General features: G+C 58.4%; 28 protein-coding genes. 10 read left to right on the top strand and 18 right to left on the bottom strand.

Translation table 11 applies throughout. The features are described 5' to 3' along the window. Window positions 1–39: 39 nt before the first annotated feature. From phnK to HMPREF1024_RS32105, 9 genes are all read right to left on the bottom strand, one after another. Window positions 40–798, bottom strand: a complete 759-nt coding sequence (gene phnK, locus HMPREF1024_RS05770; RefSeq protein ID WP_009309400.1) for a phosphonate C-P lyase system protein PhnK — start codon at window positions 796–798, stop codon at window positions 40–42. Beyond that, window positions 795–1643, bottom strand: coding sequence for an alpha-D-ribose 1-methylphosphonate 5-phosphate C-P-lyase PhnJ (locus HMPREF1024_RS05775; RefSeq protein WP_002885202.1), 849 nt, complete (start codon window positions 1641–1643; stop codon window positions 795–797). The genes phnK and HMPREF1024_RS05775 overlap by 4 nt, the downstream gene beginning before the upstream one ends. Then, complete coding sequence (locus tag HMPREF1024_RS05780) at window positions 1636–2700, bottom strand: carbon-phosphorus lyase complex subunit PhnI (RefSeq protein ID WP_004177786.1); 1065 nt, start codon at window positions 2698–2700, stop codon at window positions 1636–1638. Before HMPREF1024_RS05780 ends, HMPREF1024_RS05775 begins: the two co-directional genes overlap by 8 nt. Continuing rightward, complete coding sequence (gene phnH, locus HMPREF1024_RS05785) at window positions 2701–3285, bottom strand: phosphonate C-P lyase system protein PhnH (protein ID WP_002885207.1); 585 nt, start codon at window positions 3283–3285, stop codon at window positions 2701–2703. Then, window positions 3282–3734 carry a phosphonate C-P lyase system protein PhnG gene (gene phnG / locus HMPREF1024_RS05790; RefSeq protein ID WP_002885214.1) on the bottom strand — a complete coding sequence of 151 codons (453 nt, stop codon included), beginning with the start codon at window positions 3732–3734 and terminating at the stop codon, window positions 3282–3284. The genes phnH and phnG overlap by 4 nt, the downstream gene beginning before the upstream one ends. Continuing rightward, window positions 3735–4460 carry a phosphonate metabolism transcriptional regulator PhnF gene (gene phnF, locus HMPREF1024_RS05795; RefSeq protein ID WP_004177785.1) on the bottom strand — a complete coding sequence of 242 codons (726 nt, stop codon included), beginning with the start codon at window positions 4458–4460 and terminating at the stop codon, window positions 3735–3737. A gap of 155 nt (window positions 4461–4615) precedes the next feature. Beyond that, on the bottom strand, window positions 4616–5050 hold the full coding sequence (gene yjdN / locus HMPREF1024_RS05800; protein WP_002885221.1) for a VOC family metalloprotein YjdN: 435 nt from the start codon (window positions 5048–5050) through the stop codon (window positions 4616–4618). 228 nt (window positions 5051–5278) lie between these two features. After that, a complete protein-coding gene (locus HMPREF1024_RS05805) occupies window positions 5279–5614 on the bottom strand; it encodes a zinc ribbon domain-containing protein YjdM (RefSeq protein WP_004177783.1) in 336 nt (111 codons plus the stop codon). An 87-nt stretch (window positions 5615–5701) separates the two neighbouring features. Then, the gene (locus HMPREF1024_RS32105; protein WP_071603204.1) at window positions 5702–5971 is read right to left on the bottom strand and encodes a hypothetical protein; all 270 of its coding nucleotides are present in this window, start codon (window positions 5969–5971) and stop codon (window positions 5702–5704) included. A 187-nt stretch (window positions 5972–6158) separates the two neighbouring features. Here HMPREF1024_RS32105 and proP point away from each other — a divergent pair, with 187 nt between their 5' ends. Continuing rightward, window positions 6159–7661, top strand: a complete 1503-nt coding sequence (gene proP, locus HMPREF1024_RS05810; protein WP_004177782.1) for a glycine betaine/L-proline transporter ProP — start codon at window positions 6159–6161, stop codon at window positions 7659–7661. 49 nt (window positions 7662–7710) lie between these two features. Here the strand turns inward: proP and melR are convergent, their stop codons facing one another. Continuing rightward, complete coding sequence (melR, locus tag HMPREF1024_RS05815; RefSeq protein WP_002885229.1) at window positions 7711–8649, bottom strand: transcriptional regulator MelR; 939 nt, start codon at window positions 8647–8649, stop codon at window positions 7711–7713. A gap of 239 nt (window positions 8650–8888) precedes the next feature. Between melR and HMPREF1024_RS05820 the strand changes: the two genes are divergently transcribed. The 5 genes from HMPREF1024_RS05820 to HMPREF1024_RS05835 all read left to right on the top strand — a co-directional run bounded on the left by HMPREF1024_RS05820 (window position 8889) and on the right by HMPREF1024_RS05835 (window position 13363). Continuing rightward, on the top strand, window positions 8889–10241 hold the full coding sequence (locus HMPREF1024_RS05820) for an alpha-glucosidase/alpha-galactosidase (RefSeq protein ID WP_004177780.1): 1353 nt from the start codon (window positions 8889–8891) through the stop codon (window positions 10239–10241). A gap of 93 nt (window positions 10242–10334) precedes the next feature. After that, window positions 10335–11750, top strand: coding sequence for a melibiose:sodium transporter MelB (gene melB, locus HMPREF1024_RS05825; protein WP_004218080.1), 1416 nt, complete (start codon window positions 10335–10337; stop codon window positions 11748–11750). A 5-nt stretch (window positions 11751–11755) separates the two neighbouring features. After that, window positions 11756–11878 carry a hypothetical protein gene (locus HMPREF1024_RS31435; protein ID WP_020802926.1) on the top strand — a complete coding sequence of 41 codons (123 nt, stop codon included), beginning with the start codon at window positions 11756–11758 and terminating at the stop codon, window positions 11876–11878. Window positions 11879–12025: 147 nt separating this feature from the next. Then, on the top strand, window positions 12026–12982 hold the full coding sequence (gene parM / locus HMPREF1024_RS05830; protein ID WP_004146678.1) for a plasmid segregation protein ParM domain-containing protein: 957 nt from the start codon (window positions 12026–12028) through the stop codon (window positions 12980–12982). A gap of 9 nt (window positions 12983–12991) precedes the next feature. Then, on the top strand, window positions 12992–13363 hold the full coding sequence (locus tag HMPREF1024_RS05835; protein WP_004186571.1) for a plasmid partitioning/stability family protein: 372 nt from the start codon (window positions 12992–12994) through the stop codon (window positions 13361–13363). Window positions 13364–13737: 374 nt separating this feature from the next. Here HMPREF1024_RS05835 and cbpM read toward each other — a convergent pair whose 3' ends face one another. Both cbpM and cbpA read right to left on the bottom strand, forming a co-directional pair. Further along, complete coding sequence (gene cbpM / locus HMPREF1024_RS05840) at window positions 13738–14043, bottom strand: chaperone modulator CbpM (RefSeq protein WP_002885324.1); 306 nt, start codon at window positions 14041–14043, stop codon at window positions 13738–13740. Further along, window positions 14043–14960, bottom strand: a complete 918-nt coding sequence (gene cbpA, locus HMPREF1024_RS05845) for a curved DNA-binding protein (RefSeq protein ID WP_009309390.1) — start codon at window positions 14958–14960, stop codon at window positions 14043–14045. The genes cbpM and cbpA overlap by 1 nt, the downstream gene beginning before the upstream one ends. Before the next feature lie 75 nt (window positions 14961–15035). On the opposite strand from cbpA, the gene HMPREF1024_RS31430 reads away from it, so the two are divergent. Next, window positions 15036–15149, top strand: a complete 114-nt coding sequence (locus HMPREF1024_RS31430) for a hypothetical protein (RefSeq protein ID WP_020316611.1) — start codon at window positions 15036–15038, stop codon at window positions 15147–15149. On the opposite strand, the gene HMPREF1024_RS05850 is transcribed toward HMPREF1024_RS31430, so the two are convergent. After that, window positions 15106–15789, bottom strand: coding sequence for a TerC family protein (locus HMPREF1024_RS05850; RefSeq protein WP_032451414.1), 684 nt, complete (start codon window positions 15787–15789; stop codon window positions 15106–15108). The two genes, HMPREF1024_RS31430 and HMPREF1024_RS05850, sit on opposite strands and share 44 nt — an antisense overlap. Before the next feature lie 225 nt (window positions 15790–16014). Here HMPREF1024_RS05850 and HMPREF1024_RS05855 point away from each other — a divergent pair, with 225 nt between their 5' ends. Next, entirely contained in the window at window positions 16015–16800 is a 786-nt protein-coding gene (locus HMPREF1024_RS05855; protein ID WP_002885391.1) for a DsbA family protein, read from the top strand. A 45-nt stretch (window positions 16801–16845) separates the two neighbouring features. Here the strand turns inward: HMPREF1024_RS05855 and pgaD are convergent, their stop codons facing one another. Genes pgaD through pgaA form a run of 4 tightly spaced genes read right to left on the bottom strand, consistent with a single transcriptional unit; the run spans window position 16846 to window position 23087 of the window. Next, on the bottom strand, window positions 16846–17295 hold the full coding sequence (gene pgaD, locus HMPREF1024_RS05860) for a poly-beta-1,6-N-acetyl-D-glucosamine biosynthesis protein PgaD (protein WP_009309386.1): 450 nt from the start codon (window positions 17293–17295) through the stop codon (window positions 16846–16848). Further along, window positions 17295–18623: a poly-beta-1,6-N-acetyl-D-glucosamine synthase gene (gene pgaC / locus HMPREF1024_RS05865; RefSeq protein WP_004210049.1), complete on the bottom strand. Its 1329-nt coding sequence runs from the start codon at window positions 18621–18623 to the stop codon at window positions 17295–17297. Before pgaC ends, pgaD begins: the two co-directional genes overlap by 1 nt. Next, window positions 18616–20631 (bottom strand): poly-beta-1,6-N-acetyl-D-glucosamine N-deacetylase PgaB, encoded by a 2016-nt coding sequence (pgaB, locus tag HMPREF1024_RS05870; protein WP_009309384.1) that lies wholly within the window; start codon window positions 20629–20631, stop codon window positions 18616–18618. The genes pgaC and pgaB overlap by 8 nt, the downstream gene beginning before the upstream one ends. Window positions 20632–20639: 8 nt before the next feature. Further along, the gene (gene pgaA / locus HMPREF1024_RS05875) at window positions 20640–23087 is read right to left on the bottom strand and encodes a poly-beta-1,6 N-acetyl-D-glucosamine export porin PgaA (RefSeq protein WP_073972727.1); all 2448 of its coding nucleotides are present in this window, start codon (window positions 23085–23087) and stop codon (window positions 20640–20642) included. A 632-nt stretch (window positions 23088–23719) separates the two neighbouring features. Between pgaA and HMPREF1024_RS05880 the strand changes: the two genes are divergently transcribed. Beyond that, a complete protein-coding gene (locus tag HMPREF1024_RS05880) occupies window positions 23720–24286 on the top strand; it encodes a LuxR C-terminal-related transcriptional regulator (protein ID WP_002885396.1) in 567 nt (188 codons plus the stop codon). Here HMPREF1024_RS05880 and HMPREF1024_RS31425 read toward each other — a convergent pair. Further along, on the bottom strand, window positions 24281–24403 hold the full coding sequence (locus HMPREF1024_RS31425) for a hypothetical protein (RefSeq protein WP_004146686.1): 123 nt from the start codon (window positions 24401–24403) through the stop codon (window positions 24281–24283). The two genes, HMPREF1024_RS05880 and HMPREF1024_RS31425, sit on opposite strands and share 6 nt — an antisense overlap. A 128-nt stretch (window positions 24404–24531) precedes the next feature. On the opposite strand from HMPREF1024_RS31425, the gene HMPREF1024_RS05885 reads away from it, so the two are divergent. Further along, window positions 24532–24888: a PerC family transcriptional regulator gene (locus HMPREF1024_RS05885; protein WP_305953346.1), complete on the top strand. Its 357-nt coding sequence runs from the start codon at window positions 24532–24534 to the stop codon at window positions 24886–24888. Window positions 24889–25262: the final 374 nt, after the last annotated feature.

Here is a 25262-nt window from a genome sequence, read left to right as displayed (position 1 = left end):
GGGCCGGGTAAGGCGCAGCCGCCACCCGGCAAAACAGCATTAATTCTGCAACATCGACGACACCAGCAGCTGGGTGTAAGGATGGTGCGGATCGTCGAGCACCCGGTCGGTTAAGCCACTCTCCACCACCTGGCCCTGCTTCATCACCAGCAGACGGTTCGCCAGCAGGCGAGCGACGCCGAGATCGTGGGTAACAATCACCACCGCCAGATTCAGCTCCACCGCCAGGCCGCGCAGCAGGTCTAGCAGCCGCGCCTGCACGGACACATCCAGCCCGCCGGTGGGTTCATCCATAAACACCAGCTTCGGCTGGGTGACCAGATTGCGGGCGATCTGCAGACGCTGCTGCATGCCGCCGGAGAAGGTGGTGGGCAGGTCGTCGATGCGCGAGGGCGGGATCTCCACCTCCTGCAGCCACTTTTCGGCGGTGGCGCGAATGTTGCCGTAGTGGCGGGCGCCGGTGGCCATTAGCCGTTCGCCGATGTTGCCCCCGGCGGAGACCTGGCGACGCAGACCGTCCATCGGGTGCTGATGCACTACGCCCCATTCGGTGCGCAACAGGCGTCGGCGTTCGGCTTCGCTCATGGCGTACAGCGAGCGCTGCTGGTACAGCACCTCGCCCTGCTGCGGCGTCAGGCGGGCGGAGATTGCCTTCAGCAGGGTGGTTTTACCGGAGCCGGACTCGCCGACGATGCCGAGCACTTCTCCCGGCCACAGCTCGAAGGAGACATTGCGAAAACCTTTATCCGGGGCGTAGAGATGGGTCAGGTTATTCACAGCAAGTAATGGCTGGTTCATTTTTTCTGCCCCTCGCTCTGCTGGCGGCAATAGTCGGTATCGGAGCAGACAAACATCCGCTGGCCGCTGTCATCCAGCACCACTTCGTCGAGGTAGCTGTGGCGCGAGCCGCAGATGGCGCAGGGCTCATCCCACTCCTGCACGGTAAAGGGATGGTCGTCGAAATCGAGACTCTCCACCGGGGTATAGGGCGGCACGGCGTAGATCCGCTTTTCGCGCCCGGCGCCGAACAGCTGCAGCGCCGGCATCATGTGCATTTTCGGGTTATCGAATTTCGGGATCGGCGAAGGGTCCATCACGTAGCGGCCATTGACCTTCACCGGATAGGCGTAGGTGGTGGCGATATGGCCGAAGCGGGCGATATCTTCATACAGTTTCACCTGCATGACGCCGTACTCTTCCAGGGCGTGCATGGTGCGGGTTTCGGTTTCACGCGGCTCGATAAAGCGCAATGGCTCCGGGATCGGCACCTGGTAGATCAGGATCTGATCCTCCACCAGCGGCGTCTCCGGGATCCGGTGGCGGGTCTGGATCAGGGTGGCGTCTTCGGTACGCTCGGTGGTGGCGACGCCGGTGACGCGCTTAAAGAACTGACGAATCGACACCGCGTTGGTGGTGTCATCCGCGCCCTGGTCAATCACCTTCAGCACGTCGTTCTCACCGATGACGCTGGCGGTCAGCTGGATGCCGCCGGTGCCCCAGCCGTAGGGCATTGGCATTTCGCGCCCGCCGAACGGCACCTGGTAGCCGGGAATCGCTACCGCTTTGAGAATAGCCCGGCGGATCATGCGCTTGGTTTGCTCGTCGAGGTAAGCAAAGTTATAGCCAGTCAGTGGGTTAGCCACGTTCGTTCTCCCGTTGCAGGCGTTTCAGCAGCGCCAGTTCGGCCTGGAAATCGACATAGTGCGGTAGCTTCAGATGCGAGACGAAGCCGGCCGCTTCGACGTTATCGGCGTGGGCCAGCACAAACTCTTCATCCTGCGCCGGGCCGGCAATCTCTTCGTCATAGTCCGGCGCCTGCAGCGCACGATCGACCAGCGCCATGGCCATCGCTTTGCGCTCGCTCATGCCGAAGGTCAGGCCGTAGCCGCGGGTGAAGTGCGGCGGCTCCTCCTGCGGGGCGACGAAGCCATTAACCATCTCGCACTCGGTCAGCAGCAGCTCGCCAATATTGACGCTAAAGCCCAGCTCTTCCGGGACGATTTCCACCTGCACGTAGCCGCTGCGGATCTCGCCGGCAAACGGATGGTTGCGGCCATAGCCGCGCTGGGTCGAATAGGCCAGCGCCAGCAAGTAGCCTTCATCGCCGCGCATCAGCTGCTGCAGGCGCGAGGAACGCGAGCAGGGGTAGACCGGCGGGGTGCGGGTGATATCGTCGGGCGGCGTGCCGCGATCTTCCTCGGTCTTCGCCAGCCCCTGCTGCGTGAGCAGGCTAAAGACGTGCGGCGTCGGCTCTGCTTCGCCATCGGCTTGCTGCACAGACGGCGCTTCGCCATTGGCCAGCAGGGTAAAATCTAGCAGGCGGTGGGTGTAGTCGTAAGTGGGGCCCAGCAGCTGGCCGCCGGGGATATCTTTATACACTGCGGAGATGCGGCGTTCGAGGCGCATCTCCGCGGTATTAATCGGTTCGCTGACCGCCAGCCGCGGCAGGGTGGTGCGGTAGGCGCGCAGCAGAAATATTGCTTCGACGTTATCGCCGCTGGCCTGCTTCAGCGCCAGCGCCGCCAGTTCGCGGTCGGCGATCCCGCCCTCGGTCATCACCCGGTCCACCGCCAGGCTGAGCTGGTCGCCTATCTGTTCGACGCTCAGTTCGGGAAGCCGTCCATCGCCCCGTCGTTTCTGTTCCTGTAAGGCGTGAGCGGCGCGGATCGCCTTCTCGCCGCCCTTGACGGCAACGTACATTTAGCACACCTCCACGTGGGTGGTGCGCGGGATCGCCAGCAGGCGCTCGCCGCAGGTGAGGATCAGGTCGATGCCCAGCGGGAACGGATGCGGGCGTTCGGTTAATTCGTCGATGATGCAGTCCGGCAGCTGCGGCGCAATCATTCGCTCTTCGGCAATGCCTGCCCCTGTCAGGCGCAGCATGCGTCCGCCGCTGAGGCTGGCAAGCTGAACGATCAGTGTGACGCCGGTTTCCGGCGCGGTGACGGTGCCAGCGGAAAGGACGTTGAGCTGCTCGGCGCTGATGCCGTCATTGGCGACGGCAAAGACCGCCTGCTGCGGCTGGTCCACCAGCGGCGCGCCGGTATGAAAGCGCAGATTCTGTCCCACCAGATCGTTACGCAGAGCGCTGGCGAGCCAGACCGGTGTTTCATGATCGGCAAGGGTCAACAGCAGGCTGGTGGAGGCCACGTTCAATGGCTGCCAGCCGTGCTGAAGCTGCTGCAGGGAGACAATCACCCCCGGCTCGCTCATCGCTTTCAGCAGGCGACGAAAACTGTGTTGGGCATCCTGCACAGCCAGGGTAAAAGCGGGTTGTAAGGTCATACGTTATCTCCGCGAACCAGGGTAAAGAAGTCGACCCGGCTGGCGTTGACTTCGGCGCGTCGGGCTTCAATGCGCGCGCTACGTAGCGCTTCCAGCGGGGTTATCAGAGTTTCCATTAAGGTGTGAAAATGGCGGGGCGACTGCAGCAGGGCGTCGATCGCCGCGCAGCGTTCAGCGTGCGGGCGGTCGCGGCCTAAGATCCAGCTGTAACCGAGGGTACCGTCAGCCAGGCGTACCGCTGCGCGGGTAAGGGTGGCGTCGCCGGCAAAGAAGCGGTCGCCGATACCGCCCATGCGGGCCTGGAGCTGTACCAGCCCGGTTTCCGGGGTGCGAATCAATTCATATTCCGGCGCCAGCTGCAGGGACTGCATGCGCGCCAGAAGGTCCTGCGGTTCACTGTGGGCCAGCACGGACATCCAGCGCTGGCGGGTGGCGGTATCGAAGTGCATTCAGTGCTCCATGGTAAATTCAATCATGTCGGCGCGGGTCAGGCTGACGGAGTACTCCGCCGTGAGCGACTCGCCCTCGCGGCTATTGAGCGTGCGGACGCAGAGCAGCGGCGCCATATTGGGGATTTCCAGCAGCTTGCTCTCTTTTGCCTGCGCGCGGCGGGCGCTAATTTTGGTGCGTACGCGGGTCAGTTCGACGTCGAGCCGATCGCGTAGCAGATCGTGCAGCGAGCCGTGGCTGAAGGTCTGTAGCACCGGCCAGAAGCGCAGGTCGGCGAAGTAGTGGTCAATCAGGCACAGGGCGACGCCATTGACCCGGCGCAGGGTACGCAGGTGGATCACGTTCTCGCCCTCATTGATGCCAAAGGCTTCGGCGACATGGGCGCTGGCAGGGCGCAGCACCGACAGCAGCTTTTCGCTGGTGGGATCGCTGCCTTGTTCCAGCAGGTTTTGGCTGAAGCGCGCCTGGGCGTTAAGCGGGTAGTCGATGGGGCGCATCAGCACCAGCACACCCACGCCCTGACGGCGCTGAACCCAGCCGCGCTCAACCAGCTGGTCGATAGCCCGGCGCAGGGTGTGGCGGTTAACGTCGAAGCGCGTCGCCAGCTGCTGCTCGGCGGGCAGATAGTCGCCGCAGCGATAGTGGTGGCGCAGCTCCTGCTCAAGTCGGGCGGCGATTTCCTGATAGCGCGTGGGGTAACTGGTCGGATGTCTGGACAGGTGCATAGTCATCAAGCCTCACACAGCATAGGCGAGGAGCTTCCTCGCGTTGTGGGCCGATCCTGACCGGTTTATGTTGCATTTCGGTTAAGTGACGATGACTAAAGGATGAAGAGTTGATGCCAGGCGGATGACAGGGCGGCCGGGCCGCCCTGGGGGCGTCAGCCTTGTTTGACCACGTTGATCATCCAGGGGACGCCAAAGCGGTCGACGACTTTGCCGAAGCCGTGGGCCCAGAAGGTTTCCTGCCAGGCCATCTCAATGCGCCCGCCGACAGCCAGCGCGTCGAACCAGCGCTGGCCTTCAGCGACATCGCTGGGATCGAGGACGAGGGTGAAGCCGGCGTAATGCACATCGGGCCCGAAGGCGCTGTCGCTCAGCATCAGCTCGCCATTATTGATGCGCAGGCTGGCGTGGGCGATAGCATCATCCGCCATCTTCTGGCCAGACGGGCAGCCGTCTGACGCTTCCTGCGCCGGGGGCGGCATTTCGCCAAAGGTCATTTTAAACATCAGCTCCGCGCCCAGCGTCTGCTGGTAGAAGGCGATCGCCTCGGCGCAGTTGCCCGCAAAGGCAAGGTAGGGACTTAAGGACATGGTGAATACCTCAGTGACCGTAACCCGTAAAGCGTAGTCGCCCGGCAGGCGATTGAGCCAGACGGCAGGGCGAAAAGGGGCGCTGAAATATGACGGCAGGCGACAGCGTAAATAGCGGTTGCCGGCGAGGGAAATAACAGGATGCGCCGGGGGACAAACGGCCACCAGGATATCGGGAGCGGCGACGGTTATGTGAAAAAATAATCGCGCCGCCTACCCGAAATTAAATCAGTTCTTTTTCACAAATTCCGATTTGAGCTTCATCGGACCAAAACCGTCAATTTTGCAGTCAATATTGTGATCGCCTTCGACCAGACGGATATTTTTCACTTTGGTGCCGATTTTCAGCATCGAAGAGCTGCCTTTAACCTTCAGATCTTTCACGACGGTAACGCTGTCGCCATCGGCCAGTAAATTGCCATTGGCATCTTTAACGATCAGAATGTCGCTCTCTTCCGTCGCCTCGGCAGGGTTCCACTCATGGGCACATTCCGGGCAGATGTACATGCCGCTATCTTCATAAGTGTAAGTCGAATCGCATTTTGGGCAGTGTGGCAGTTGCATGACGCTCCTCATGATGTCGTCGAAAAACAGGACGTTGGTCCTTTAAACAGCGGCTGAGAGCCGAAAGTGGGTATGATTATAGCGCAATCACCCACTTTTGTCGGGTGTTTTTTTGCTAAAAAATAGCCGTGGTGTTATTCCGGAAAGAAGCGAATAAACGCTGAAATTAACCGCCCGAGGTGGAGCAAAATCGACGAAATAATTTCCGCGCGATCGGCAGGAAATGAACTTATTTATTTTCCGACACTCTGTAATGAGGCGGTAAATTTCTGTGAAGTTGATCGCAGATATAAACACTGTTAGGGTAAAAAAGGGGAGCAGGTCAATTTCATCAAGCATCACGATGAGCCGCTCCATTTATTCACCAGTAGCCAGAGCAGGCGTCAACAGGTTCGGTTGTACATTCTGTCAGCAGACAGTGCAGGCAAACCTGCTACGCTTGAAATGAGGAGCACAGCAATTCACCGCTCCTGACGCACGATGCGAATGGCCTTGCCATTCGGCGAAGAGGCGTGCACTCAAGGCGGAGTAGCAGAGGAAAAATATGCTTAAAAGGAAAAAAATAAAGCCCATCACCCTTAAGGATGTGACCATCATCGATGATGGTAAACTGAAAAAGGCGATCACCGCGGCCTCCCTGGGCAACGCGATGGAGTGGTTCGATTTCGGCGTCTACGGCTTTGTGGCCTACGCCTTAGGTAAAGTCTTCTTCCCCGATGCCAACCCAAGCGTGCAGATGATTGCCGCGCTGGGTACCTTCTCCGTACCATTTTTAATTCGTCCGTTAGGCGGCCTGTTCTTCGGGATGCTGGGCGATAAATATGGTCGGCAAAAAATTCTCGCGATAACTATCGTGATCATGTCGATAAGTACTTTCTGTATCGGCCTTATTCCGTCGTATGCCACGATAGGTATCTGGGCGCCGATCCTGCTGCTGCTGTGTAAAATGGCGCAAGGCTTCTCGGTTGGCGGTGAATATACCGGGGCGTCGATCTTCGTCGCGGAATACTCTCCTGACCGCAAGCGCGGCTTTATGGGCAGCTGGCTGGACTTTGGCTCCATCGCCGGGTTTGTGATGGGGGCCGGCGTGGTGGTTCTCATCTCCAGCGTGGTGGGTGAACAGAACTTTCTCGACTGGGGTTGGCGTATCCCGTTCTTCCTGGCGCTACCGTTAGGTATCATTGGTCTCTACCTGCGCCATGCGCTGGAAGAGACGCCGGCGTTCCAGCAGCATGTTGACACCATGGAGCAGGGCGACCGTGAAGGACTGCAGGACGGGCCGAAGGTCTCTTTTAAAGAGATTGCCACCAAGCACTGGCGTAGCCTGCTGACCTGTATCGGTCTGGTGATTTCCACCAACGTGACTTACTACATGCTGCTGACCTACATGCCGAGCTATCTGTCGCATAACCTGCACTACTCGGAAGATCATGGAGTGCTGATCATCATCGCTATCATGGTCGGGATGCTGTTTGTACAGCCGGTTATCGGTATGCTCAGCGACCGTTTCGGCCGTCGCCCGTTTATCCTGATTGGTAGCGTGGCGCTGTTTGCCCTGTCGATCCCGGCCTTCATTATGATCAACAGCAACGTGACTGGCCTGATCTTCGCCGGCCTGCTGCTGCTGGCGGTGGTGCTGAACTGCTTTATCGGGGTGATGGCCTCCTCGCTGCCGGCGATGTTCCCGACGCACATCCGCTTCAGCGCCCTGGCCAGCGCCTTTAACATCTCGGTGCTGATTGCCGGTCTGACGCCAACCCTGGCGGCGTGGCTGGTGGAGACCACCCAAAACCTGATGATGCCGGCGTACTACCTGATGGTTATCGCGGTGGTGGGTATGGCGACGGGCCTGTCGATGAAAGAGACGGCTAACCGTCCGCTGAAAGGGGCGACCCCGGCGGCGTCGGATATCCAGGAAGCGAAAGAAATCCTTGGCGAGCACTACGATAACATCGAGCAAAAAATCGAAGATATCGATCAGGAGATCGCCGATCTGCAGGCAAAACGGTCGCGTCTGGTGCAGCAGCATCCGCGTATCAACGACTAACCGTTTTCACTGTTAATCATGCCGCCTGGGGAAACCCCGGCGGCATTTTTTATGCCTCCGGCAAGGCCAGGCCGTGACGCCGCTGCTGGCTGAGTTTACGGTACTGCTGCGGCGGCATGCCCACGTAGCGGGTAAAAGTGCTGTAGAAGCGACTGCTGGAGCGAAAACCGGCGGTAAGGGCAATATCCAGGATGGTCTTGTCGGTATCGCTCAGCAGCGCCCGCACATGATTGATACGCATGGCGGTAATGTACTGCTTCATGGTCTGCTGCATCACCCGCTGAAAGACCCCCATCGCGTAGTTCGGGTTGAGCTTCACGTGCTCGGCAACGGCATTGACGGTCAGCGCCTGGTCGTAGTGGGCAGCGATAAACTCCAGCATCTGGCTGACATAAAACTGCGCGTGGCGCGAGACGCTGTTCTTGTGGGTGCGTGAGGTTTTATTGACCAGAATCGGCTGCCAGCCGGCGAGGCTCAGCCGCTTCAGCATCAGGGCGATTTCATCGATCGCCAGCTGGCGTATCTGTTCATTCTCGTGGCTCAGTTCCTGCTGCCAGCGGCGTACTTCGAAGGCGCTCAACTGCTGCGCGGCGAGGGATTTAATCACCATCCCATGGGTGACGTGGTTGATAAGCTCCCGGTCCAGCGGCCATGAGAGAAACAGATGCATCGGCAGGTTGAATATCGCCATCTGCTGGCAATCGCCGGGGCGGGTCAGCTGATGCGGCGTACAGGCCCAGAACAGAGTGATATAGCCTTTCTCAATGCGCACCACTTCGTTATTAATCAAATACTCCACGTCGCCATCGAACGGCACGTTGACCTCCACCTGGCCGTGCCAGTGGCTGGTGGGCATGGCGTGCGGCGGGCGCAGTTCGATATCCATACGCTGATACTCGGAGTAGAGCGCCAGCGGGCTGCGGCTCTGCTTTTCGTCGCTGCTGCACATAAAGGGATCGGGGGGCAGAGAGGTGAAGCGGTGTTCCATCGTTAGCGTATTCCTGAATTGTCAGAGTGGCTGCATTTTTCGCCAGAACTGACGACAGCTTAGCGGAAGAATCGGCCCATTTTCTCTCCTTTTTGCTCAATCTGTTCCCGAAATCTCAGATTTTGTGGCGCTTAATGGCCGATCTGAGCTTTCGGGAATGCTCCGGCGGGAACAGGGCAGCGCAGCGGGGAGCGGCGTGCCACTCTGCAAGTGTTCAATGACCTGATGGAGAGTGCGTGATGTCTGCCCCAAAAATTACTTTTATCGGCGCCGGTTCGACGGTGTTCGTCAAAAATATTCTCGGTGATGTTTTCCAGCGCCCGGCGCTGAAATCGGCGCATATCGCGCTGATGGATATCGATGAAACCCGGCTGGAAGAGTCGCATATCGTGGTGCGCAAGCTGATGGATTCCGTGGGCGCGAACGGCGAAATCAGTTGCCACCGCGACCGGAAAACCGCCCTGCAGGGCGCCGATTTTGTCGTCGTTGCCTTCCAGATTGGCGGCTATGAGCCCTGTACCGTCACCGATTTTGCAGTCTGCAAGCGCCACGGCCTGGAGCAGACCATTGCCGATACGCTGGGGCCGGGAGGCATTATGCGCGCGCTGCGCACCATCCCGCACCTGTGGGCTATCTGCGACGACATGAGCGAGGTCTGCCCGGACGCCACCATGCTTAACTACGTCAACCCGATGGCGATGAACACCTGGGCGATGTACGCCCGCTACCCGCATATCAAGCAGGTGGGTCTGTGCCACTCGGTGCAAGGCACAGCGGAAGAGCTGGCGCGCGACCTCGATCTCGATCCGGCGGATTTACGCTACCGCTGCGCGGGGATTAACCATATGGCGTTCTATCTGTCGCTGGAGAAAAAGCTCGCGGACGGCAGCTACGTCAGTATCTACCCCGACCTGCTACAGGCCTACGCCGACGGGCGGGCGCCGAAACCGAACCTGCACGGCAACCCGCGCTGCGAAAACATCGTCCGCTATGAAATGCTCAAAAAGCTGGGCTACTTTGTCACCGAGTCCTCGGAGCATTTCGCGGAATACACGCCATGGTTTATCAAGCCGGGCCGCGATGACCTTCTCGCTCGCTATAAAGTGCCGCTGGATGAATACCCTAAACGCTGCGTCGAGCAACTGGCCAACTGGCATCAGGAGCTGGAGAGCTATAAGCGCGGGGAGCGCATTGAGGTGAAACCCTCCCGCGAATATGCCAGCACCATCATGAACGCCATCTGGACCGGCGAGCCAAGCGTGGTGTACGGCAACGTGCGCAACGATAATCTCATCGACAACCTGCCTCAGGGCTGCTGTGTGGAAGTGGCCTGCCTGGTGGACGCCAACGGCATCCAGCCGACCAAAGTGGGCGCGCTGCCGGCGCATCTGGCGGCGCTCATGCAGACCAATATCAACGTGCAGACGCTGCTCACGCAGGCGATCCTCACCGAAAATCGCGATTACGTCTATTACGCCACGATGATGGATCCGCACACCGCCGCGGTGTTGGGGATCGAAGAGATCTACGCGCTGGTGGACGATCTGATCGCCAGCCACGGCGACTGGCTGCCGGCCTGGCTGCACCGTTAATCCTCTTATGCCGCCGGGGGCAACGAACCCGGCGGTGCCTGTCACGCTCTATCAAACGCTGAAGGAGGCGCTGGCGACAGCGACCTGGACCCTATGAGTATTTCAATGACAACAAAGCTCAGCTACGGATTTGGTGCCTTTGGTAAAGATTTCGCTATCGGTATCGTCTACATGTACCTGATGTATTACTACACCGATATTGTTGGCTTATCGGTCGGGGTGGTTGGCACCTTGTTCCTGGTGGCAAGGATCCTCGATGCGATAGCCGATCCGATTATGGGATGGATCGTTAACTGTACGCGGTCGCGATGGGGAAAGTTCAAACCGTGGATCCTGATCGGCACAATAACCAACTCGGTGGTGCTGTATATGCTGTTCAGCGCCCACCATTTCAGCGGCGGGGCGCTGCTGGCGTGGGTGTGGCTAACCTACCTGCTGTGGGGCTTCACTTACACCATCATGGATGTGCCGTTCTGGTCGTTGGTGCCGACCATTACCCTCGATAAACGCGAACGCGAGCAGCTGGTGCCTTACCCGCGCTTTTTCGCCAGTCTGGCGGGATTTGTCACGGCCGGCGTCACGCTGCCGTTCGTCAACGCCGTCGGCGGCGCCGATCGCGGTTTCGGTTTTCAGATGTTCACTCTGGTGCTGATCGCCTTCTTCGTCGTTTCCACCCTCGTCACCCTGCGCAACGTGCATGAGGTTTACTCCTCCGACAGTGGTGTGAGCGAAGACTCCAGCCACCTCTCACTGCGCCAGATGGTGGCGCTGATCTATAAAAACGATCAGCTGGCCTGCCTGTTAGGCATGGCGCTGGCCTATAACACGGCGGCGAACATTATCGCTGGCTTTGCGATTTACTACTTTACCTACGTGATTGGCAGCGCGGAGATGTTCCCGTATTACATGTCCTACGCCGGGGCGGCGAATTTGCTGACGCTGATCCTGTTCCCACGACTGGTAAAAGGGCTATCGCGGCGCATTCTGTGGGCGGGTGCTTCGATCATGCCGGTGCTGGGCTGCGGCGTGCTGTTGCTGATGGCGCTGGGCGGCGTTTACAACATCGCGCTGATTTCGCTGGCCGGGGTGCTGTTGAATATCGGCACCGCGCTGTTCTGGGTGCTGCAGGTTATTATGGTGGCCGATACCGTCGACTATGGCGAATATACGATGAATATCCGCTGCGAAAGCATCGCCTATTCCGTTCAAACGCTGGTAGTCAAAGCCGGTTCGGCGTTTGCGGCCTGGTTTATCGCTATCGTGCTCGGTATCATCGGTTACGTGCCGAATGTTGTGCAGTCGCCCCACACGCTGCTGGGGATGCAGGCGATTATGATTGCGCTGCCGACGCTCTTTTTTGCTCTGACGCTGTTTCTCTATTTCCGTTATTACAAACTGAATGGCGATATGCTGCGACGGATTCAGATTCACCTGCTGGATAAATATCGCCGGGTACCGGAAAATGACGTCGAGCCGGAACGGCCGATTGTGGTACCCAATCAGGTGTAAAAAGCGTGCGAAAACCGCTGACGAAAGAGGGGAGGGATGCTCTCTTTTTGAGCAAGAAACAGTGTCTTAAAAAGACAGAAAGAGAAAACTGTAGTTCTCTATTTTATCTCAAATATTTCTCTTTTTGAGTGTTCTGGACTGTTTATTTCTCCGATTGTTCTCAAATAAAACTCAGGATCGTCTCTTTTTCGTGCTCTTGCGCTGCTTTTTAACTCTTGCTACTCTTTTTGGGTCTTACATTTTTCTCTTATTTGTCTCAGTGATGGAGCAATGCAATGCGCATTTTTATCGATGATGGTTCAACCAATATCAAAATGCTGTGGGAGCAAGATGGCGAAACTTTCACCCATATCAGCCCCAACAGTTTTAAACGCGGCTGGTCTGCCACCTTCGGTTCGGGGAAGCCTTTTAACTACACGGTGGATGATGAAAAGTACTCATTCGACCTGATCACTCCCGATGCGCTCCCAACCAATAACATTGACTGGCAATACAGCCCGTTGAACTCCATCGCTGTCCATCATGCGCTGCTGACCAGCGGTCTTGAGCCGCAGGATGTTGAAATTGTGGTCACCCTGCCGCTGACCGAATTTTATGATGAAGATGCGCAATATCGCCTCGACAATATTGAGCGCAAGAAAAAGAGCCTGCTGCGCGACGTTAAACTGAATAAAGGCGTGGTGTTCAATATCACTAAAGTTACCGTGCGCCCGGAATCGATTCCGGCGGGTATCAGCCTGTGTGATGAGCTGAAACCGTCGCATTCGGTGTTGATTATCGACCTTGGCGGCACCACGCTGGATATTTCAATGGTCGCCGGGCAGATGACCTCGGTTTCGCGCATTTACGGCGACCCGAAGCTGGGCGTATCGCTGGTGACCGACGCCGTTAAGCTGGCGCTGGCCCGGGCGAATACCGACACCTCCAGCTATAACGTCGACCAGATAATCATCAACCGCCACGACGAAGAATACCTGACCGACAACATCAACGATCCGGATGCGGTTTCTGAGGTGAAGAAGGTGATCAATAACAGTATCGAACGTCTGACCACGCGTGTCCTGACGGCCATCGATAGCTTTAAAGGCTATTCGCACGCGATCGTCATTGGCGGCGGCGCGCCGCTGGTTGCCGACGCCATTCGTGAACGGATGGGTCTGCGCGAGGATCGTTTCGTGGTGGCTGAAGAGCCGCAGTTTGCCCTGGTGCGTGGTCTGAAAATTATTGGTTAAGGAGCGTCTATGACTCTGGATCGCAGAAAAGTGCTGATTTACCTGCGCCCGGATATCAGCGCCAGCGAGCGCTTTGCGGACGCAAAAATTGAGGCCCATCACCGTGGCGACCGCGGCGATATGTCGCGTACCGCGCTGCTGGCGGGGCTAGCGTTAGGGGAAGTCGATAGCCGCTTACCGTCGATGCTGGCGGCGCTGCTGGCGGAAGATACTAAACCGGAAACGCTGCGTAAGATGCTGGCCTCGTTCCTTGAGATCCAGCCGGCCTCTCCCGCCCCGGCAGCCGCGCCAGCAGCCGCCCCGGCTAAGGCGCCGGAGCCGCCCGCGCCGGTGAGCGAGAGCGTCTCCGCGCGTAATCTCGCCGGTTCGTTACCGGATTAAGCGCTATTCCCGGTTTGCGCGACCCGGGAAACTCCCCGGCTTGCGCTGTGCTTAGTTTGTAGGCCGGGTATGGCGTAGCCGCCATTCGGCAAACAGGCGGCTCCCTGGCTGGGGTCATGCCCGGCGGCGCTACGCTTGCGCGGGCCTACGGATCCAGTGTAATGGTGGGTCCAGTACCATTTGTAGGCCGGGTAAGGCGTAGCCGCCACCCGGCATACAGGCGGCTCCCTGGCTGGGGCCATGCCCGGCGGCGCTACGCTTGCGCGGGCCTACGGATCCAGTGCAATGGGTGGGCTCGATGTCATTTGTAGGCCGGGTAAGGCGTAGCCGCCACCCGGCGCGAAGACGGAACGCCACGACCCGGGATGGCACCCCTATCCGTGGGCGAGGAAGCGCGCCAGGCGCTGCTGCAGCAGGCGATTTTCGCGGGTCAGCCGCGCGTTCTCATCCAGCAGGGTCAGCGCCACCGCAATTCCCGGCCAGTCCAGCTCCAGCTCGTTACGCAGGCGTACCGCGCGATGCACGATCGTCACCGCGCTGTCGTCGAACAGCCAGGTGTCCGCCTGCGGCTGGTGTGGCTCAATCATCCCTAAGCCGACGATCTCCGTCAGCTCCTCTTCCGACACCCCGGTACGCAGGCACAATTCGGTAATGGTAAACGTCACTGTTACTGTAGCCATCAGGCTTTCCCCCATGTCTTACGCGGATCGAAGCTGGCTTCGGCGGCGGCCAATTGTTGCCAGAGCTCACGCGCTTTTTCATCTGGTTTTGGCGGCATCACTATTTTAATAACGGCGAACAAATCGCCGGTGTGGGTTTTGCTCACGAGTCCTTTCCCTTTGATACGCAGTCGCTGCCCTGCCTGACTGCCCGGCGGCACCGTCAGCAGAATGCTCTCTTTCAGGGTGGGCACCGTCACTTTCGCGCCCAGCGCGGCCTCCCATGGCGCCAGCGGCAGGACGATCTCCAGGTTATGACCGACAATATCGAATAGCGGATGCGGGGCGATGTGGATAACCAGCCACAGATCGCCGTTCGGGCCGCCATTCTCCCCCGGCGTCCCCTGGCCTTTCAGGCGGATACGCTGACCATCGACTACCCCGGCGGGGATCTTCACATTCAGCGTTTTCGGCGTTTCGCTTTCGATCATGCCAAACACGTTGTACACCGGTAGGTTATAGCTGATAGTGCGCGTCTGCTCGGCCAGCGTCTCTTCAAGGAACACCGCCACTTCGATCTCCAGATCGTGGCCGCGCGCCGCGTGTTGACGACGACGCTGATGCGCCTGCTGGCCAAACATGGAGGAGAAGATGTCGTCGAAATCTTGCTGACTGTAGCTCTGCTCGTGGGTCTGTCGCTGGCGACCGAAGCCGGGATCGTTGCGATGCTGCCAGAGCTGATCGTATTCGGCGCGCCGTTGCTCATCTTTCAGGACTTCCCAGGCTTCGGCGAGATCCTTAAATTTGGCTTCGGCATCGTTTTCTTTACTGACGTCGGGGTGATATTTGCGCGCCAGGCGGCGGTAGGCGGTCTTGATGGTTTTCAGATCGTCGGTTGGTTGCACCCCGAGAATGGCATAATAATCCTTCATTTCCATGATCTTATCTCATCTATGCTCAGTGCGGTGGTTACATATTCCCTGGAACAGGCGTCAGTATAAAGCGTAGGGCAAATGCGCCCTGACGGGGAAGAAAAGTGGCGGAAACTTGACGCCGTCGGGGTAGACGGCGCCGTGGATAAGATTAGTCTTTCGCCTGCGGCCGTGGGCGGCGGCGCCATCCGGTGAATAGCACCAGCAGCGCGCCGACGGCGCCAGCCAGGCGCGCGGTGCTCTCGCCGGCGCTGGGAAACAGCTGGCGAATGGTAGGGTCGCTGACCAGCATTGACCCGGCAATCCAGCCGATGAGCATCCCGCCCAGCAGCACCACCGCGGGAAAGCGGGTGAGCAGGACCAGCACCAGCTTGCTGCCGGCGACAATAACCGGAATGCTGATCGCCACGCCGAGGGCGACCAGCGCAATGTGCCCTTTCCCCGCAGCAGCTACCGCCAGTACGTTATCCAGCGACATAATCACATCGGCAACGGTGATGGTGATCGCGGTGCGCCACAGGCTGCCAGAGCTGCTAACCTCGCTCTCTTCTTCCTCATTCCTGACCAGCTTGATGCCAATCCACAGAAGGAGCAGGGCGCCGACTATTTTCAGCCACGGCAGCGACAGGAGATACAAAGCGATCGCCAGCAGCAGAACGCGCGCCAGGATGGCGCCCACGGTACCGATGATGATCGCTTTGGTGCGTTTCTGCGGCGGCAGTTTGCGGCAGGCCATGGCGATCACCACGGCATTGTCGCCACCCAGCAGTAAGTCGATGGCGACAATCTGCAGCATAATCACTGCCATGTCCCATTGTTGAAGAAATGCATACATATCGAGAGAAACCACCTGAAAAAAGAGCAAGAAAAACCGCTGCGCAGGGTACTCCGCCTGGGCCGCGTTGACCACTGGCGCAGACCTGCGCTATCGCGCGGGAAAGAGAGAGCCTGAAAAATAAAGTTACGAATCAAGGCGCCGTTGGGCAAGGCTTCGGCGAAAAAGGGTGATATTTTGTCACCCAGACTCACCTGCCGTTCACTTATCGCAAGGATCCCCACTATGTCTGGCCACAAGAAATACCTCTCTGTCGCCCTGCTGAGCGCTGTCTTACTGCCGGCGATGGCCTCTGCCGCTGACGCGCCGGCGACTTTCACCCCGGAACAGGAGGCGAAAATCGGCAAAATCGCCGCCGACTATCTGGTTGCCCACCCGGAAGTCCTGCTGCAGGCGAGCCAGAAACTGCAGCAAATTCAGGCTGAGCAGCAGGCCAGCGCGGCCACTCAGGCGGTGCTGAAGAACGCCGCCGTGTTGACCCAGGATAAAAATACCCCGACCTACGGCCCGGCCAACGGCAAAGTCACGGTGATCGAATTCTTCGACTACCAGTGCGTCTACTGCAGCCGTCTGGCGCCGGTGATGGAGCAGGTGATTAAAGCGCACCCGCAGACCCGCTTCGCCTTCAAAGAGTGGCCGATTTTCGGCGGCCGCTGGGAAAGCTCGCTGGAGGCGGCAAAAACCGGCCTGCAGATCTATCAACAGAAAGGGGCGGATGCCTATCTGGCCTACCATAACGGGATTTACGCTACCGGCCATAACGAAGGCAAGCTGACGACGGCGGATATCCAGCAGCAGGCGAAGAAAGCCGGCTTTGATGCGAAGAAGGCCGCCGACGTCGAACCGGTGCTGCAGAGCATTAACGATCTGGCGCAGGAGATTGGTCTGAGCGGCACGCCGGGCGTGATCGTGATGCCGACCACCGGCGCCACGGAAGCCAGCATCACCGTCTTCCCGGGGCTGGCAGACAAAGCCTCGCTGGAAGCCGCCATCAAAAAAGCCGGCGGCTAATCCCCGGCGTATTACCTGTCCAGGCCGCCGACGGCGGCCTTGCTCTCATGCGTCATCGCTCTCTTCCTGCGGCGGTGGTAACGCGTGGCTTTTTAAATCAATAATCTGCCCGATTTGATCGTGGTAAACGGTGAGCAAATTATAGCGGCTCATCTCCGAGATAATCTGCGGCGCGACGTTAAAGCTGCTCGCCAGCTCATCGTCGCGCAGAGCGAGCACCGCGGTATGACGCCGGGTATGGGCGCGGCGCCGGTTGTAGTGATACCAGAGGATCAACAGCCAGCCGTTCAGCGCGGCAATCAGCAGATACATCAGCGCCGTATTCAGGGAGTCCATCAGCGTTTCCCAGTGCGGAGAGGGCGGCGCGATGAACTGCATCAGCAAATTGGCGTACAGAAAGAACAGAAAACCGAGCCAGGCCAGCAGCGTTAAGCCGGCGTCGACCAGCCGGGGCAGCACCCGATGTTCGGTTAAGATGAGCGTATTTTCATTCATCACAGGCTTCCTTTTCCCCGGTCCGGACTCACCCAGCGCGCGCGGGAACGTTGACGTTTCACCATCACTTTCGGAAAAGCGACCAGCGTGGTCAGCAGGCCGATCATCCAGTAGACCATCGGGAACCAGATCACCCAGAACAGCGATTTGGCGACCTTTTTCTCATAGCGCCGCTCGATATACAGGCTGGCGACGAACTGCAGCAGGCACATCAGGCCGAGCAGCATGCCGGTGAATTCCGGTGGAAACAGGCTATGCACCGCCAGATTGTCAGGCAGCGGTATCAGGCGGCTGAGGATAAACAGCAGAATGGTGATCGCGTAGGCAAAGGCCCACAGCGTGGAGCAGGCATACTCCAGAAACAGCGGCCACATCCGGTGATGCTGCCAGTGAAACAGGCGGCGCAGATTGACCAGAAAGACTTCGGCGCCGCCCTGGGCCCAGCGCAGACGCTGCTTCCATAACCCTTTGAGGGTCTCCGGCATCAGGATCCAGCACAGCGCTCGCGGCTCGAAAAAGATGTCCCAGTGGCGGAGCTGAAGCTTCCAGCTGATATCAATATCTTCAGTGATCATATCCGGGCTCCAGTAGCCGACGTCCGCCAGCGCCTGGCGCCGGAAGGCGGCGATTACGCCGGAGACGGTAAAGACCCGGCCATAGATCCGCTGCGTCCGTTTGATAAGCCCAATGATCGACGAGAACTCCCCAACCTGAATGCGGCCGATCAGCGTGGATCGGGTGCGGATCCGCGGATTGCCGGTGACCGCCCCGACGTGCGGATAATGGATCAACGGCGCGACCAGCCAGGCCGCGGTATCCCGGTCCAGCAGGGCGTCGCCATCGATGCAGACCAGCAGATCGCCGCGGGCGGCGGCGGCGCCCGCTTTGAGCGCCACCGCTTTTCCCTGATTGGCGGCCAGATGGATCACCCGCAGCCTCGGCTCCTCCTGCGCCAGCTGCTGGAGCACCTGGGCGGTGTTGTCCGAAGAGCCGTCGTTAATCGCGATCACTTCAAGATTGGCGTAACGCTGGGCCAGCGCTGCGCTGATGGTTTCCCGGGCGTTTTTCTCCTCGTTAAAGCAGGGGATCAGGATCGAGATCAGTGGATTGCCCGGCAGCGTCGGCGGCGGGGTATCCTCCCCCCACGGCCAGTGACGTTCCAGCTGAAACCAGAAGTAGAGACCCCCGGTGATCCACAACACTGACATAAACAGCGGCCAGAAAAAGACAAAGTCGAGGATAAGCTCGCCGGTAAATACCGCTGCGACACCTAACGGCAGCCCGAATACGAGGCATAAAATGCACAATGCGATAATGCGATCAGTCATGGTCAGGGTACCACCAGGAAGAAAATTGCGGCCTGATACGAGAGATATCAGGCTGGTTGTTAATAAAATCGTCAGGGTAGTAGCCGTAGTTTTTGACGCCGTTCAGCCGCAGCAAACGCATCCAGTCCGCCAGCTGCTGGTCGGGAATGGCGTTTTGCTGGCGTCGATTCCAGTCTCTGGCCTGCAGTTCAAAGATGGTTTTCTTCAGCGCGCCCGGGTGGCGGGCGACGGCCTGCACCAGCCGCGTCAGCCAGGCCTGGCTGGCGTCGATCGGCACGGACTCCATCAGCGGCATCGCCATGGGGACCGTCCAGTCATAGGCGGCAAGGAAGTCATCCAGATTCTGCGCAAACCAGGCTTCGCTTTGCGGCTCCAGGATCGGCAGGGCGAAGAGATTACGCGCCGTTTTCACCTGCGGGCCGCGGATGGCCTGCACTGCCTGGCGTAGATCCAGAGTGAAGCGGGTCAGGGTTTGGCTTTTGAAACGCATCCATGCCTGGCGCTCTTGCGGACGTTGAGGCACCGGGTCGGCATCGTGCGCCATACCCGTCTGCCGCCAGGCGGCGACCGCCTCCGGACTCACGTCTTCAAAATCGGTCAGCACGGCGTCGTCGTGAAACAGAATCCCGCTGAAGCTGGCGTGTCGGGCCAGATCTTCGTAGATGTCGGTGATCTGCTGGCGAACCCGGGGATCCCAGGGCGACAGACGGACGTACGGCTGGCGGGCAAGTAACGCCTTCCCGGTTTGCGGATCCCAGCGCTGAACGCGCGGCAGGTCTGAGGCAAGATCGAAGGCCAGCACCGGCATCCAGGCATAAACCTTCACATTGCCGCGGGTCTGCAACTGCCAGGAGACGAAGTTAAACAGGTCGGCGCGCATCGGCAGCCAGCGGTTGGGGAAATAGAGTGACTTGACCGTGCCGTCGCCCTGCGGGTCGGAGAAGGCCTGCAGAAAGACGTGGCTGATTTTCATGTCATAGACGCGCTGCACCAGCTTATCGATATTCTTTGCCTGCTGGACGGGATTGAGGTCATAGACATAGTCCAGATCCACATGCATCACCCGAACAGGATCGGCTTCCTGAATCTGGGTCACGGCGCTGGCAAAGGCCTTGAGCGACGGGTTACCGGCGATCAGCAGGCGTGGAATATTGTCCAGATCCTTCACGTTGCCCAGGCCGTCGTTCAGCGTAAACGCCAGCTGATACCCTTGCTGTTTGGCGATGGCCAGGGTGCTGCCGCTGGCGGCGCCGTAGGGCCACACCCAGGCGCGCGGCGTTTTCCCGGCAACCTCATGGATTTTCGCCGTTACTTTCTGCACGTCATCGGTCATTCGCCGGGTAAACTGCGCGTCGCTTTCATAGCGGCCGGTGGTTTTATCCCAGCCGCGGTTGGCGGCGGCAGGCTCGCGGCTGCCCTGCGGATTGGCCGGCAGACCGTAGTGCGAGGCCCAGGTGTGAGCGCCGATCTCCACTAGCGGCGAGCGGCTGAGCTCGCGCACCATCTCCCAGGTAGCGAAGCGCTCGCGCGGCGTCATCAGGCCGCCAAAATTAACGGGCTGACCAGCGGGAGTGTCCACCCAGCTGCCCACCGGCGCCCATAGCGCCGGGACGTTCCAGGCTTTAAGCAGCGGCCATACGCGGGTGTAAAAGCTGCTGTAACCATCGTCAAAACTGAGGAGAAAAGCCTTGGGCGGCAGCGACTTTAAGCCATAATGTGCATCGAGAATGTCCTGAACGCTAATCGCATGGTAGCCGTTATGCAGCAGCCAGGCGATCTGCTCATTGAGTGCGCTGGTGCGCACCGAAAGATAACGCTGGTCGGCGGCATCGTCTTCGACGTCATGGTAGGCCAGCACCAAAAAGCGATCCGCCGGCCAGGGTTGATTGGCCTCCAGTTGGGGGCGCTGCTGCGGGGCGAGGAAGGGGACTTCCTCAGCACGCACGCTGAAGATAAGGCACAGCCAGATGAGAAGCATCAGGCCGTTGCGCAGGGTCGTGTTCAGCATGGTCATCCTTAAAACCGTATATTTGCATCAAGAGTGATGGCGAGGTTGTTTTCACGTTTGCCGTCGTAGGGGCGCTTATCCCAGTTCAGCATCAGCCCGGAGTCGACGACGTTGTTCCAGCGCAGGCGCTGCCCGTAACCCAGCACCGTGATCGCCCCGGCGGCGTGATTTTTTTGCCAGTAGCTGCCGCCGCCGGCCAGTAACTGCTGGCTCCAGACGGTGTCATAGCGCTGGTAAAGCGTGTGATCGACGGCCAGCGCCGCGGTGGCGGCGAGGTCCCGTGCCGGACTGTAGTAGGCGGTGTCGGTGCGGCTATTGGCGCTGGCCGACAGACCGGGCTGCAAATCCAGCGTTAACCATGGGGTTTGCCAGAGGCGTTCTTTACCGGAGAGGGTGTACTCCTGGCGGCGGTTGCGATCGGTAAACCGGCTGGCGGCCGCGCTGAAGCGGTACTCCCGGCGTTCGTTTGGAGACCAGCGCAGCCAGCCTTCGCCGCGGTTGGCGCTGACGCCGTTGCGTAACGCGCGCAGCGGCGTCTGCTGCGAAATCCGCTCCAGTTCGCCGCCCAGCTGCCAGCGATCGCTAACGTCATGGGCGGCGGAAAGGCGGACGCCGGGCTTGTTCTCGCCGTGAAAATTGACGCTGGAGAGCTCAAGCTCGCCCCAGTAGTCGCGCGGACGCCATTCAATACCGGCAAACAGCTGGCGACGGCTGCCTTTCCCTTCTTCAAAATTGCCTTCAGCGAAGCGGTGCCCGCCGAACAACCGCCAGCTGTCGGCTAGCGGCGGGCTGTAGATCGCCGTCTCAAAACTGAGGTCGTGCGTGCCGCTCACCGGGTTGTCGGAATGCAGCCCTTTGCCAACGCTCAGGCGCAGCTCGGAGAGATGATGGATCTCGCGCGCTCTGGCCAGGCGCTGGGTGTTCAGATCCCGTGGCGAGCGGGCGACGACGTCGTCAGTCAGCAGATCCATTTGCCGCCACTCCTGCAGATCGAGGGCGACCCAGGCCTGCTGGCGCTCCAGCTGCAGGCTGGCGGGTTCCAGAGATTCCGCCGCTTTTAGCTGGCGTTCGGCTGCCCGTGGCAATCCTCTCTCCTGCAGAAGGGCGGCATAGTCTATCTGCAGGCCCTGGTTTCCAGGGGCCGTCGCCGCCAGGCGCTGCATTCGGGCTTCGGCCTGCGGCAGGTCGTTGGTAGCCGCTAAATAGTGCACGTTAAGCGACTGTGCGGTGAGCCAGTCGTCGTTCGGCTGCGGCGTTGGCGAGCCGTAGAGACGACGGATGTAGGGCGCATTCCTGGTGAGGCGGGCGACATACCGTTGCGCCTCCGGGTACTGACCGGTGTCCAGCAGAGCGTAGAAAAGCTCGTGTTCCTCATTCTGTTGGCTTGTCAGCCACGAAGGATGCTGGTGGATAAGCGTCAGCGCAGGCTCAATTTGCTTAAGGGCGATAAAAGAGGAGATGACCCAGCCGATGGCCCAGTCGGGAACGGTCTGCTGCTGCGCGATCAGGCTTTGGTATTCGCGGATGACCTGCGCGTACTCGGCGCTGGCGTACAGCGCGCCCAGACGATCAATACGCGCCCGGATGATGTCGGGCGCAGCCTGTGGGTCGGGGTGCCAGGCGGCGATCATCGCGTCATACTGCGTGAGCGCCGTGCGGGCCAGCGCGTAACGCGCCTTTTCTTCGCGGGAAGGGGTATCGGCAAGGCGCACCAGTTCGGCGGCGGCGTTCAACTGCAAGTTACGCTTTTCCGCAGGCGTCAGTTCGACGCTATTCGCCAGGCCGAGAGCAGGGGAATCAATCCGGTTGCGGGTCAGGGTCGCCATCAGGCTGGCCAGCGCGGTTTTGTTTTGCGGATCACGATCGAGGATCTGCGTGTCCACCAATAGCTGGTCCCAGCTTTTGCCCAGCCGCAGGTAGACATAGGAGAGCGTCTGCAGGTGCGCAACGCTCGCCTGCTCCGCCACCAGGCGACGCGCTTCGCTGAGCGCCTCGCCGTCCTTGCGGGCATCGGCGAGCGTTTTGATATAGCCGATACGATAGTCGTCGCTGCCAGGGGCCTGGCTGAGCGCCTGCTGCCAGAGGGTGAGCGAGGTTTGCCACTGCTTCTGGTTGCGCAGGGCCTGCGCCGCGGCGGCGGTGCCCCGTGCGGGAAGCGGCATATAGACCTGGTAGCGTCGCCAGACTTTCACCACTTCATCGTCCTGACCGGCCCAGAGTGCCACCTGCAGCCAGTCCGCCACCTGAGAAGGGGTTAAGGCATGCCGCAGCTGGTACTGCTGAAGGTAACTGAGAAAGGGGGCGTACTGACCTTGGCGCGCTTGCAAGATTTGCTGGTCATAGAGCGAATCCGCTCCCTGAACCAGCGCCGGGAAGAGCAAAAGCAAGCCGATTGATAGCGAGAGTTTCGTGTTGCGATTAAACAATAACGTATTTGAATAAGGTGATCTTTCCATTTCTATTTGCCATATGTTCATCAAGAATCCATTGCACAACACGACCGTCCTTTGACGGTGAGTTAAAGGATGAGGATGGTCCCATTTAGCTGACTGGCACTGCAGGTGAATGACCTATTGCAAACTAATAAACATATCTCCTGTTGATAAATGAATGGGTAATTTATACCCGATACGGCAACCGATAAATATGGATAAATTATGGTCTGCGTTTTAAGATAATTCTGTAAAATCGACTTCATTCGAACGGAAGTGTTCAAGTTGATTTCTTTAACCTACTGATATAAATAAAAAAGAAAGTCAGGTGGAATTTTGTTTCAAAATGGCGGTGTGACTTATATTTAGTTGGGGTTAGAGTTTTTTAGGCAATATTTAAGATGATTTCTGACAAAAATTCTCAATAGCAAAAAAAGCATCTTTTCTGTGGATTTTTTTATTTATAATCAATCTGTTTATTTCCTGTCAGAACGCAAGGAGGGTTTTCACAGCCAGATTCAGATGCCGCGCTAATGATAAATCACAGGTCTCGTTATTTTCACCGCCATGCGAAGCGTTCCATAGGGGGAGGGAAAACGTCTGGTTGACGAGAATTTGTTGATTAAATGTTAAAGGGACGATTTGTGGCAACTTTAATGATATTGGTTACCCAAGATTACTATCTTTTTCAAGGTGTTAAGAATTTTTTTCCTGATATCATTCAGTTAGATTCTAGCGGAAAAGCGATTTTAGATAATGAGGTTGATGAAGTCTCTCTGCTGGTTGATAGCCGCTCGCCGCTTTGCCATTACGATTATCTCGTGCTGGCAGCGGCGAAATCCAGAAAGCGAATATGTTGTATCGTCCTCGATATGCGCCATCGGGAAGAGCATTTACTGAGCCTGAAATCGTTTTTAAACATGTCATTATCACCCGCGGATATGGCGACATTATTTGGCCTTTTTCTGGAGATGAATAGCAAGCGTCTGACCAAAGAGTGGTTTGACGATCTGCGCTTAAGTTTGTCTGAACAGTTAATGTTACGTTTACTCATGGCGGGGATGACCATGGAGGAGGTGGCCGTCAATCTCAATACGTCACTAAAAAGCCTTTACCGCAAGCGTACTGCGCTTTATGAGCGTTTGGGGTTAGATAATTTTAATGAAGCTTGCTTATTTATCTTTCGAAATAAGCTGCTGGAGCAGACCGAACGTTCGTTATGAAGCTTCGCTGTACAGAGAATGGATGTTATCGCAAGGTATTTGTTGACGAAAATCTAATAAATTAAATAGATATTGATAGGTACAACCGTCGATACCCGGCGGTATCGATGATGGCATTCGGCATATAATTCCGGAGCTCTTTGGAAGTATTTACCGCCAATGCGGTTTGCTATGCACAGCGATTATTATAATGAATATATTCCTTGCGCCGCACAGGAATAGTTTTGTCATAAATTAACACTACCATGGTATTCCGACTCACGCGTCGGAATACCATGAGATATCGTGAAAGCATCAGAGGAGCGAGGTGGATGAGAATAAGGGACAGTATTGCTGAGCGGTTAGAGGCATGCGGGCTCTACCGTCGGGCGGCATCCAGATGGATTGAGGTGATGCAGCGTTGTCTGGACGATGAGGACCGAGAGTGGATCCGTCACCATCGCAATCAGTGTCTGAAAAAGGCGCAACGTCCGCCGGCGCCGAAAGAGGAGTTTGCCGACCTCCACCAGGCGGCGAAAGAGACTCAATATCGTATGGGCATTGCGAAGCCCTATGGCGAAGCATTCAGACTGCCCGGCAAAGGGAAAACGGCCGCCGAGTAATGCCTTTCTTCACGACGTTTGCCTGACGGCTTCGCCTTATCCGGCCTACGAGTCCTCTGCTGGTTCAAACAGCGTAGGCCCGCGCAAGCGCAGCGCCGCCGGGCGATACACATCAGACGCCGTACCCGCGGTTGTGCCGGATGGCGGCATAAATGCCTTATCCGGCCTGCGGGTCCTCCACAGGTTCAAACAGCGTAGGCCCGCGCAAGCGCAGCGCCGCCGGGCGATACACATCAGACACCGTACCCGCGGTTGTGCCGGATGGCGGCATAAATTCCTTATCCGGCCTACGGGTCCCCACAGGTTAACAGCGTAGGCCCGCGCAAGCGTAGCGCCGCCGGGCGATACACATCAGACGCCGTACCTGCGGTTGT

It is taken from the genome of Klebsiella sp. 4_1_44FAA (assembly GCF_000238715.1).
GTDB lineage: Bacteria > Pseudomonadota > Gammaproteobacteria > Enterobacterales > Enterobacteriaceae > Klebsiella > Klebsiella pneumoniae.
This window is presented reverse-complemented; position numbering and strand designations above follow the sequence as displayed.